The organism is Longimicrobium sp. (genome assembly GCF_036399935.1).
Lineage (GTDB): Bacteria > Gemmatimonadota > Gemmatimonadetes > Longimicrobiales > Longimicrobiaceae > Longimicrobium.
The window spans coordinates 1-9925 of record NZ_DASWMD010000041.1; the positions used below are offsets into that span (position 1 = coordinate 1).

Below are 9925 nucleotides of genomic sequence, written 5' to 3' on the forward strand. Positions count from 1 at the left end.
GTGCTGAGTGCTGAGTGCTAGGTGCTGAGTGCTGAGTGCCAAGTGCTACGACTCCTGGAGTTCTGGAGTCTGCGTCCCGCCCATACTAACGCTCATCACGCCTGCGGGCGCACACCAGCACCCGGGACTCAGGACTCAGGACTCAGGACTCAGGACTCAGGACTCAGGACTCAGGACTCAGGACTCAGGACTCAGGACTCTCGTTCGGAGCCGACGCCGCAGCACCTGGCACCTGGTACCTGGCACCTAGCACCTAGCACTTAGCACCTGGCACTCGTCACCTAGCACTTCACAACGGCCGCTCGTACACGCGATACGTCTTGTAGACCCTGAAGCCGACCTTCTCCAGGCCGTTCAGCATCCGGTCGTTGTCCTCCAGCATCCACCCGGCCTCGCAGCCGGTGTACCCCTTCGCCTTGCCGATCTGGAACACGCGGTAGTACAGCGCCGCCCCGATCCCCGAGGCCTGCCATCCCGGCTTCAGCCCCAGCGTCAGGAAGCGCATGGTGCGGATCTTCCGCCGGTGCCACAGGAACTTGAAGAGGCCCAGCGGGAAGAGCCGCCCGCTGGGGATGTGCCTGAGCGCCTGGTTGAAGTCGGGCATCACCAGCGCGAAGCCGATCGCCTCGCCCTCGGTGGTCTCGGCGACCAGCACCAGCTCGGGGTCCACCACCGGGCGGAACTCCTTCGCCATGTTCTCGAACTCGGCGTGCGTCATGGGGATGAACCCCCAGTTGCGCTCCCACGCCGCGTTGTACACGTCCATCACCGTGGCGACTTCTTCCTTGAAGCGCTTCAGGTCCACCGAGCGGATCTTCCACCCTTCGCGCTTCGCCAGCTTCTCCATCCCCTGCACCAGCCGCGGCGGCGCGTCGGGGTTGCCCAGCCACATCGCCACCAGGTCCTTGGCCTTCGCCATCCCCGCCGCGTCCATCAGCCCGCCGTAGTAGCGCGGGTTGTGCCCCATCATGAACACCGGCGGCGTGTCGAAGCCGTCGATCAGCACCCCCGGCGAGAAGAGCTCGTCGTTGGTGGAGAAGTTGAACGGCCCGCGCATCGTCTCCATCCCGCGGGCCTTCAGCCACTCGGCCGCGCGGTCCAGCAGCTGCGCGGCCACCGCGGCGTCGTCGATGCACTCGAACACCCCGAAGTAGCCGGTGCGGTCGTCGTGGAACTCGTTGGCCCGGTGGTTCACGATCGCCGCGATGCGCCCCACCGCCACCCCGCCGCGCTCGGCGAGGAAGTAGGCCACGTCGGCGTGCTGGTGGAAGGGGTGCTTCCCGCGGTCGAGCACCTGCTTGAAGATCATGCGCAGCGGCGCGATCCACACCGGATCGCGCGCGTTGATCTTCCAGGTCAGGTCGATGAAGGGCTTGAGCGACTCGCCCCGGCCGATCTCGCGGATGGAGACCGCCGGGGCGGAGGAGCGGGGCTCAGCGGACGCCGAGCTTGCGGCCGACGCGGGCGAAGGCATCGAGGACCTTGTCGAGCTGGTCGGTGGTGTGGGTCGCCATCACCGAGGTGCGCAGCCGGCACGCGCTCTCGGGCACCGCGGGCGGAAGCACGGGGTTGGTGAACACCCCGCCGTCGAACAGCTCGCGCCAGAACACGAAGGTGTGCTCGATGTCGCCCGTGGTCACGGGGATGATCGGCGTTTCGCTCACGCCCGTGTCGAAGCCCAGCGCGGTCAGGCCGTCGCGCAGGTAGGCGGCGTTGGTCCACAGGGTGCGGCGCCGCTCGGGCTCGCGCTCCATGATGTCCAGGCACGCCAGCACCGTGGCCACGGCGCTCGGGGGCATGCTGGCGCTGAAGATCAGCGGCCGGGCGTGGTGCTTGAGGTAGTGGATCACCTCTTCGGGCCCCGAAACCGCGCCGCCGATGCTGGCGAAGCTCTTGGAGAAGGTGGCCATGGTCAGGTCCACCCGGCTCTGCACGCCGTAGTGCTCGGCCGTGCCGCCGCCGTGCTCGCCCAGGACGCCCACCGAGTGCGCGTCGTCCACCAGCACCCGCGCGCCGAACTCGTCGGCCAGGTCCAGCACCATCGGCAGGTCCACGATGTTCCCTTCCATCGAGAACACCCCGTCGGTGCTGATCAGGATCCCGTTGGCGTCGGCGTTGCGCTCCAGCGCGCGGCGGAGCGCCGCCATGTCGTTGTGGGCGTAGCGCACCAGCTCGCCGCTGGCCAGCTGCGCGCCGTCCAGCAGGCTGGCGTGGTTCAGCCGGTCGTGCACCACCACGCTGCCGCGGGTCACCAGCGCGCTGATCACCCCCAGGTTGGTCTGGTAGCCGGTGCTGAACACCAGGGCGCTCTCGCTCCCCATCAGCGCGGCCAGGCGGCGCTCCAGCTCCTCGTGCAGGTCCAGCGTGCCGTTCAGGAAGCGGCTCCCCGTGCACCCGCTCCCGTAGCGGTACAGCGCCTCGCGCGCCCGCTCCAGCACGTACGGGTGGTGCGTGAGCCCCAGGTAGTTGTTGGAGCCCACCATGATCAGCCGCTGCCCGCGGATCACCACCTCGGTGTCTTCCGAGCTCTCGATCGGCTGGAAGTATGGATACAGACCGCGGTCGATCATCTCGCGGGCGGCCGTGTAGCGGCCGCACTTCGCGAAGATGTCGGCGGCCTTCCGCGCCGTCTGCTGCTCGACGATCGACATCAAAGCCATCCCTGAGTTCGGTACCACCGGGCCGTTTCGGCCATCCCCGTCTCCAGCGGCGTGGCCGCGGGAAGGAGGGCATCTGCCCCGGTGAGGTCACACACCCATGCCTCGGCCAGCATCTCGTCGGCCTTCTCGCGGCCGAACACCCCTCCGCCGCCCAGGCCCAGCCGGTCCACCAGCGCCCCCGCCCCGCGCAGGATCCCCGCGGGGACCGGCAGGTGCAGGGGGTTCTTCCCGCGCACCGCGCGGCCGATCTGGTCCACCAGCGCCGGGTACGGGTGCGCCACCGGCTCCGCCACCGCGAACGTGCCGGCCGGTGACGCGGCGGCATTGGCCAGCGCGGTCACCAGGTCGTGCACGTAGATCACGTGAACGCGCCGCTCCGGGCCGGTGGGCACCGGGGCCAGCGCCATCTTCGCCATGCGGAACACGGGGAGAAAGGCGCGGTCGCCGGGCCCGTACACGGCCGGCGCGCGCAGCACCACCAGCTCGATCCCGGCGGGCTCCACCTCGCGGGCGGCGGCCTCGCCCTCCAGCTTGCTCCGGCCGTACGCCGTGAGCGGTGCCGGGGTTTCGTCCATCCGCCGCGCGCGGCCGCCGGCGGCGGGCCCGCAGGCGGCGTAGCTGCTCAGGTACACCAGCCGGCGCGGCCGGGTGCCTGCGCGAGCCATGGCGCGGGCCACGTTGCGCGTCCCCTCGGCGTTGGCGCGGCGGAACTCGGCCTCGCTGGGCGCGACCGTCAGCGCCGCCAGGTGGAACACGCAATCGGCGCCGTCGGCCGCCGCAGTGATCGCGTCCACGTCGCTCAGCGAGCCGGTGCGCAGCTCGGCGCCCAGCTCGCGCAGGCGCGTGGTGTTGCTCGACGCGCGCACCAGCGCGCGCACGGCCCACCCGCCGCGCGCCAGCCGCTCGGCAAGGTGGCCGCCGACGAAGCCGGAGGCGCCCGTGATCAGTGCGGTTCGGCTCATGGACGGCGGTGAAGATGCACGGCGTGCGACCAAAGCGCAACGAACGGAGCGCCCGGCGGGCGGCCGGTCCGTCGCGAAAAAAAAGACAGAGAGGACCAGGCGCGGCCGGCGCCTCGATCCTCTCGCGTGACACGTACGTTGCAAAACGTGCGGAAACCTAGCCCCGGAGCGGGTTTGTGTCAACCCGTGACGCGGTTTCTGGAGGGTTTGGCGGGGGGAGGGTCGATCGCGCGAAGGATCTTCGAAATTGCGTCATCGGTGGGCGTGTTCAGCGCTGGGGCGCCGAACCGGGAGGGCGCGCTGCGCAGGGCACGGTACGCCGGCACTACCGTCTGAAGACCGGACGTACTTTAACGAGTTGTTGAAAGCTGGTATCCGCCGCCTCGGAAAATCGAGCGAAGCCGCAAGAAACGCCGCTTGGCTTCCCCAAATAGCCGAGGACCGCGCGCCCAGCGCCCGACGTCGGAATGCGAAAACAAGATCGTTGCAGTTCCGCCGCGCCACCTGTAGACTTCGGACACACATCGGCGGATACCATGCGGGCCTCTTTGGCCGGACCGACGGTCTCCATCTTCATGATCCAGGGCTTCCCCACCTTCCACTCTCCAACCCATCCAGCGGGCGCGATGAATCGCGCCCCTGCGCCGTGTGCGAGGCAAATCCCACAATCTGGACCTTTTTGACGATCCGGCACGCCGAAACGCGGCGCGCTTCCGCAGGGCGAGCATTCGCCCGAATACAATGCGATCTGGAGGAAAAGATGAAGTTCCCGCTGCGCGGCCACCGCTGGGTTCTCACGGCTCCCCTGCTGGTCCTGATGGCCGCCTGCTCGGGCGGCGACGACGAAAACCAGGCCGGCGGAGACGCCACCGCGGACACGACGCCCGCCACCACGCAAGTGCCGCCGCCTCCCCAGCCCACGCCCGCGAGCACGCTCACCGACGGCAACATCGTCGCCATCCTGTTGTCCTCGGGCAAGTCGGAGATCGTGCCCAGCGATTCCGCCCGGGACCGCCTGGAGGACGGGCGGGTGAAGCGGTTCGCCCAGCACATGATCACGCAGCACACCGCGCTGAACGATACGGTCCTCACGGTCGCCCAGCAGAACAACATCACGCCGGCCCCCAACGCGATGAGCGCGCAGCTCGATTCCACGAGCAGCGCGACGGTGCAGCGGCTCCGGGGCCTCTCCGGCGCCCAGCTCGACCGCGCGTTCATGGAGTACATGGTGGCGTCACATGATAGTGCGCTCCAGGCGGTGAACAAACATCTCATCCGATCGGCACAGAACCCGCAGCTCCGCGCCACGATTCAGAACAAGGTGCGCCCCGTCGTAACGGCGCACCTGGCACAGGCGCGGACGATCCTGGCCTCCCTCCGCCCGTACTGAGCCAATTTCCTGTGTAGAGCCAGCGCGTCCAGAAAGTGCGGGGCGGATTGGAAGCCGCCCCGCCAACGCCCTGAATAGATCGCCAGCTCCTGCCTGGGGTAAATCAGCAGCGAAGTAAAACGTCCCCGTAATCCGTCCTCCGACCCGTCCTCTCCCTCCGCCCACGCCGCCGGATCGTCGCGGCACCCGCCTGCAGGCGTCCGGACCGCCCAGGCAGTTTTTGGGGGAGGGGCAGCACGCGCGAAGCTGCGTGGGGGGAGAGGGCCCCCGCGGTGCAGAGGAAGCGCCCGAACCTGTCGCTCACACCTTGTTCGCCCGCAGCTCGTCCAGCGGGTAGAACGTCCCCCGCCACTCGATCCCGCGGCGGATCAGCGCGTACAGCGTGGCGTTCCACACCACCACGATGAACAGGATCGCCGCCAGCGGCACCGCGATCCCCAGCCACATCGGCACCCGCTGCTCGCGCGCGGTGCCGGCGAACAGGAACAGCGTCAGCGCCACCACCAGCCCGTACGCCGCGCGCGCCCATCCCTCCACCACGAACACCGCCACGTACGGCCACACGAAGAACAGGACGAGCGTCAGCGTGCTCCCGATCACCACCGACAGCCGGTAGTCGATCCCCGCGAAGCCGTTCTTGCGCAGCCCGCGCACCGCCTCGCGCACGGTGTGGTACCATTCGACCCGGATCATGTCGGCGCCGTTCACGAAGTCCTGCGTGCCGCCGCTCTTCTTCAGCAGCTTGGCCAGCTTCATGTCGTCGTCGGGGCGCAGCGCGATCGGCTGGTGGCCGCCCATGCGCCGGTACGCCTCCGCGCGGATCAGGTTGAACGCGCCGATCCCCACGTGGTGCCGGCTCCCGGGCTTGCGCGCCTTCCACGGCCGCGAGAACAGCGTGAACATCATCCCGAAGAACACGCCGAACGTCTGCAGCAGCCACCCCGGCATGTCCACGTGCGGCCCGGCCGTCAGGTGGTCCACCCCCTCGCGCACCAGGTGGCTGGCGGCGCGGCGCAGCGTGTCGGGCGCCATCACCACGTCGGCGTCGGTGAACAGCAGCAGCTCGCCCGTGGCGCGGCCGGCGCCCAGGTGCAGCGCGTGGTTCTTCCCCAGCCACCCGCGCGGCAGCTCGGTCACGTGGACGACGGCGAGCCGCGGTTCCTCCGTCGCCATCCGGTCCAGGATCTCGCCGGTCCCGTCGTCGGAGCGGTCGTCCACCGCGATCACCTCCAGCCGCGGGTGGTCCTGCCGCAGCAGCGACCTGAGCGCCGCCTCGATCGCCCGCGCCTCGTTGCGCGCCGCGAACACGATGCTGGCCGCGGGGAGCTCCGCCTCGGACAGCGGCGGCACGTCGCGCAGGCGGCGCAGCCCCGGCAGGTTGCGCAGCAGCTCCACGGTGGTAGCCACGAACACCGCGGCCGTCGCCACGCCCAGCCAGAAGATCGCCTGCTCCACGCTCATCCCCGTCCATGGAAAACGCCCGGCGCGCGAGAGCCCGTGCGGCCCGCGGCGCGCGTGAATCTGGCGCGGCGGCGCGCGGCGTGCTACCGATTGTGCGCGCCGCGTGCGTTCACCGCCCGCGGCATCGCATAAGCAACCACATCCAAACGATCCTTTACCGGAGAACCGACCGTGGCCGACATCAGCGTGGAGCGCAAGCCGCGCAGCCCTATGGGGCTGATCCTGGGCCTCTTGCTGCTCGCGGCAATCGCGGCCGGCGTGTGGTGGTTCATGGGCCGCGGCGGCGACGAGCGCGCTCCGGCGGCCCCCGCGGCGCCCGCCGCCACGCAGCCCGCCAACCCGTAGCCTGCTTCGACGGCGGCATCTCCCGACGGATTCGGGGATGCCGCCGTTGAACTTGGGCGGCTGGCGGGTTATCGTATCGTTTCGGCAGGCGTTGCGCGGGCGCGCGAGCCCGCCTGGACCTCCGGCCGCGGCGCCGGCGGCACGTCCCTCACGGGCTCAATCCTCCCCCACATGGCCAAGCAGGAAACGTTTCAGATGGAAGGGGTGGTCACCGAGGTGCTCCCCGACCGCAACTACCGCGTGAAGCTCGAGAACGGCCACGAGGTCCTGGCCTACGCGGCCGGACGCATGTCCAAGTTCAACATCCGCGTACTCGAGGGCGACCGCGTCACGCTCGACATCTCGCCCTACGACCTGTCGCGCGGCCGCATCACCTACCGGCACAAGTAGCACGCCCGCCCGGCGCGCACGCGGCACCGCCGCCCGCACGCCCGGCCGTCACACGGCGCACCTGGGACCGCCACCTGCCCCGCAGGCCGGGGCGGTACCCGGGGTGCGCCGTCTCCGTGTCTCGGGGATGACCCCGGGCCGCCCGAGACGTGAGAAACACACGTCGCCGCGCATCTGCTACAACCCTGTCGCGCGGAACCAGTTGCGCTCGCAAATTGGCGTAGATGCTGGGAAACTGGCACGGGTGAGGAACGGAACCTGCTATGTCTTCGCAAGCCTTTTTCGGCCCCTGTTCCCTCCCACCCTCCAGTCACTCCAGGGTTATCCACATGCAGCGCGCCACCGGGACGGTGAAGTGGTTCTCGTCGGAGAAGGGCTACGGCTTCATCCGGCGGGAAGACGGCTCCGACGTGTTCGTGCACCACAGCGGCATCAGCGGAAACGGCTTCAAGTCGCTCAACGAAGGCGAGCCGGTGGAGTTCGAGATCCTGCAAGAGCCGAAGGGGCTGAAGGCCTATAACGTGGTTCGTATGGGCGACGGCGAGGGCGGTGAAGACACCGAGCGCCAGCCCGACTTCTCGGGCCCGCGCAACGCCGCCGCCGGCGACGACCGCGGCTATGGGCGCGGCGGCTACGACCGCGGCGAGCGGGGGGGTGGCACGGGCGGAGGCGGGTACGGGCGCACCGGCGGCTACGGCGACCGCGGCGGCTTCGGCCGCGACGAGTACCGCGGCGGCGCCCCGCGCGGCGGAGCCCGCAGCCGCGACAGCTTCCAGCGCGATTCGTGGGGCCGCTAGCGGCCACTGGGCCCGCGCGGCACGGCCCTCCAGCCGGCAGAAGAAGCCCCGCCCCGGTGTGACCGCGGCGGGGCTCGTTCGTTGTCTCCTTCTTCCACTCCCGCCCGAAATCTTCTTGCGCGGCAACGCACCGTCTTGTACGCTGTCGCGTGAATAGATCAAGAGAGGGACAAAATGGACGGGGCCTCGATCCCCCGGGGCCCGACCCCCTGAACGAGCGCGTTCAGGTGGAGCAGGTGGCCGCGTTGCTCGCCGACCGGCGCAAGCGGCTGTCGCTGCGCGGCGTAGCCAAAGAGGTGGGGATCTCGAAGAGCGCGGTGGACGGGCTGGTGCAGGCGTACCACCAGGTGCGCGAGCTGCCCCAGCCGCACGCCAACTGGCAGAAGCTGAAGGACTGGTATCTGAGTCAGAAGCGCGCCCAGGCCGGAGGGTTGAGCGAGCCGGTGGACATGGCCATGCTGGCGCTCGAGATGGTGGCCGGCGTTCCCGAGGGCGAGCGCCGCGCCGCCATCCGCAAGCTCGTCGACTCGCTCGCCGAGATCTACGACTCGGCCCATGCGCAGCGCCCCGTCTGGCTCGAGCGCCTGGCCGAAGCCGTGGAGGGAGAGGGCGAGCCCGGCTGACGTGCGCGCGATCGACCGACGCCGGTTGCGCTCTCCTCTCATAGCAGAAGTCGCACGGAATCCACAGACGTGCAGCCGGGCCGATCGTGAGGCCCGGCTGCACTCGTCTTATTTGGATGTCGACGCCAATCCCTGCCGTTCGCACGCAGTAGCCGCCAGCGAAGCGAGCCCCGGTCCCTCTCCCAGGTTGTTTTGGGAGAGGGACAGCGCGAAGCGCAGGGTGAGGGCCCCGCGACGCCGACGTACACGTCTTTATATAGGGGCAGCCCCCAGACGCCGCCTAACTGATTGCCCGAACGTGCGTTCGACCGGTCCGGACGCGCCACAAGGGGGTTGACCGGGGCGGCGGGATGGTGTATCATTGGCGCCCCGCAGAAAACGGAGCGTCGACGACCTCGCGAAGAGGGGTTGACGGGCAGCCTGAGGAGTGGTATCCTTTATGGCTGTCGCTCAAACGGGCGGGTGGTCGGGAGGGGGAGGCGAAACAAGCGGATTCGCCCCTTGACCGAAACGGCTAAGTAGTTTAGATTGAAAGAGTTGGCCGACGGCAGCCGCCGGACGAAGTCGAAAAAGAAGAGCTTCGGCAGGGGTTGACGGAACGGGCCAACGGTTGTAGATTGAAAGGCTCGCTCGAAAGGGCGGGCGACGCGGCGGGCCGGGTGAAACTGGTCTGGACGCCATGAAGGAAAAATGCGGACTGCGTCCGCGAGACGTTTGACAATCAGGGTGTTGGGGAGTGCTTGAACAGGGCGCCCCGTGGCACGCTCGGGCTTTCGGGTCCGAGGGAGGCATCGTGTCCTCCGAGTGCCGAGATACGGGACGTAAAGTCAACACGAATTCCGAACAAGCGTAACAACGTTTGTTCCAAGGAGCTGTTTGGATTCTCTAATGGAGAGTTTGATCCTGGCTCAGGACGAACGCTGGCGGCGCGCTTAACACATGCAAGTCGTACGGGGTCCTTCGGGGCCCAGTGGCGAACGGGTGCGTAACACGTGAGCAACCTGCCCATGCATGGGGGATAACCAGGGGAAACCCTGGCTAATACCGCATACGTTCTCCGGGAGGCATTTCCTGGGGAAGAAAGCTCCTGCAAGGGGGCGTGCGTGGAGGGGCTCGCGGCGTATCAGGTAGTTGGTGGGGTAACGGCTCACCAAGCCTATGACGCGTAGCCGATCTGAGAGGATGATCGGCCACATTGGGACTGAGATACGGCCCAGACTCCTACGGGAGGCAGCAGTGGGGAATCTTGCGCAATGGGCGAAAGCCTGACGCAGCGACGCCGCGTGCGGGAGGAAGC

8 protein-coding genes, 1 rRNA gene and 1 pseudogene are annotated in these 9925 nt (G+C 68.7%); 6 read left to right on the forward strand and 4 right to left on the reverse strand.

From position 1 onward, the window contains the following. Window positions 1-289 precede the first annotated feature (289 nt). Genes VGB24_RS13205 through VGB24_RS13215 form a run of 3 tightly spaced genes read right to left on the reverse strand, consistent with a single transcriptional unit; the run spans window position 290 to window position 3622 of the window. Window positions 290-1474 (reverse strand): hypothetical protein, encoded by a 1185-nt coding sequence (locus tag VGB24_RS13205; RefSeq protein WP_331073415.1) that lies wholly within the window; start codon window positions 1472-1474, stop codon window positions 290-292. Next, entirely contained in the window at window positions 1434-2651 is a 1218-nt protein-coding gene (locus tag VGB24_RS13210; RefSeq protein ID WP_331073416.1) for an aminotransferase class I/II-fold pyridoxal phosphate-dependent enzyme, read from the reverse strand. Before VGB24_RS13210 ends, VGB24_RS13205 begins: the two co-directional genes overlap by 41 nt. After that, a complete protein-coding gene (locus VGB24_RS13215; protein ID WP_331073417.1) occupies window positions 2651-3622 on the reverse strand; it encodes an NAD-dependent epimerase/dehydratase family protein in 972 nt (323 codons plus the stop codon). The genes VGB24_RS13210 and VGB24_RS13215 overlap by 1 nt, the downstream gene beginning before the upstream one ends. A gap of 760 nt (window positions 3623-4382) precedes the next feature. On the opposite strand from VGB24_RS13215, the gene VGB24_RS13220 reads away from it, so the two are divergent. Then, window positions 4383-5012, forward strand: coding sequence for a DUF4142 domain-containing protein (locus VGB24_RS13220; RefSeq protein ID WP_331073418.1), 630 nt, complete (start codon window positions 4383-4385; stop codon window positions 5010-5012). A 300-nt stretch (window positions 5013-5312) separates the two neighbouring features. Here VGB24_RS13220 and VGB24_RS13225 read toward each other — a convergent pair whose 3' ends face one another. Beyond that, entirely contained in the window at window positions 5313-6473 is a 1161-nt protein-coding gene (locus VGB24_RS13225; RefSeq protein WP_331073419.1) for a glycosyltransferase family 2 protein, read from the reverse strand. Between the two features lie 171 nt (window positions 6474-6644). Between VGB24_RS13225 and VGB24_RS13230 the strand changes: the two genes are divergently transcribed. The 5 genes and pseudogenes from VGB24_RS13230 to VGB24_RS13250 all read left to right on the forward strand — a co-directional run. Further along, complete coding sequence (locus VGB24_RS13230) at window positions 6645-6818, forward strand: hypothetical protein (RefSeq protein WP_331073420.1); 174 nt, start codon at window positions 6645-6647, stop codon at window positions 6816-6818. Window positions 6819-6989: 171 nt separating this feature from the next. Beyond that, window positions 6990-7339 (forward strand): annotated as a pseudogene (infA, locus tag VGB24_RS25475) (translation initiation factor IF-1). A 198-nt stretch (window positions 7340-7537) separates the two neighbouring features. After that, window positions 7538-8005 (forward strand): cold shock domain-containing protein, encoded by a 468-nt coding sequence (locus tag VGB24_RS25340; protein ID WP_349263919.1) that lies wholly within the window; start codon window positions 7538-7540, stop codon window positions 8003-8005. A 227-nt stretch (window positions 8006-8232) separates the two neighbouring features. Then, window positions 8233-8628 carry a hypothetical protein gene (locus VGB24_RS13245; protein ID WP_331073422.1) on the forward strand — a complete coding sequence of 132 codons (396 nt, stop codon included), beginning with the start codon at window positions 8233-8235 and terminating at the stop codon, window positions 8626-8628. Between the two features lie 885 nt (window positions 8629-9513). Next, a 16S ribosomal RNA gene (locus VGB24_RS13250) occupies window positions 9514-9925 on the forward strand; the annotation flags it as partial.

Coding starts and splice junctions, on each gene's coding strand:
- VGB24_RS13225 (WP_331073419.1), bottom strand. CDS start 6,473: ATGAGCGTGGAGCAGGCGATCTTCTGGCTGGGCGTGGCGACGGCCGCG.
- VGB24_RS13210 (WP_331073416.1), bottom strand. CDS start 2,651: ATGTCGATCGTCGAGCAGCAGACGGCGCGGAAGGCCGCCGACATCTTC.
- VGB24_RS13205 (WP_331073415.1), bottom strand. CDS start 1,474: ATGCCTTCGCCCGCGTCGGCCGCAAGCTCGGCGTCCGCTGAGCCCCGC.
- VGB24_RS13220 (WP_331073418.1), top strand. CDS start 4,383: ATGAAGTTCCCGCTGCGCGGCCACCGCTGGGTTCTCACGGCTCCCCTG.
- VGB24_RS25340 (WP_349263919.1), top strand. CDS start 7,538: ATGCAGCGCGCCACCGGGACGGTGAAGTGGTTCTCGTCGGAGAAGGGC.
- VGB24_RS13215 (WP_331073417.1), bottom strand. CDS start 3,622: ATGAGCCGAACCGCACTGATCACGGGCGCCTCCGGCTTCGTCGGCGGC.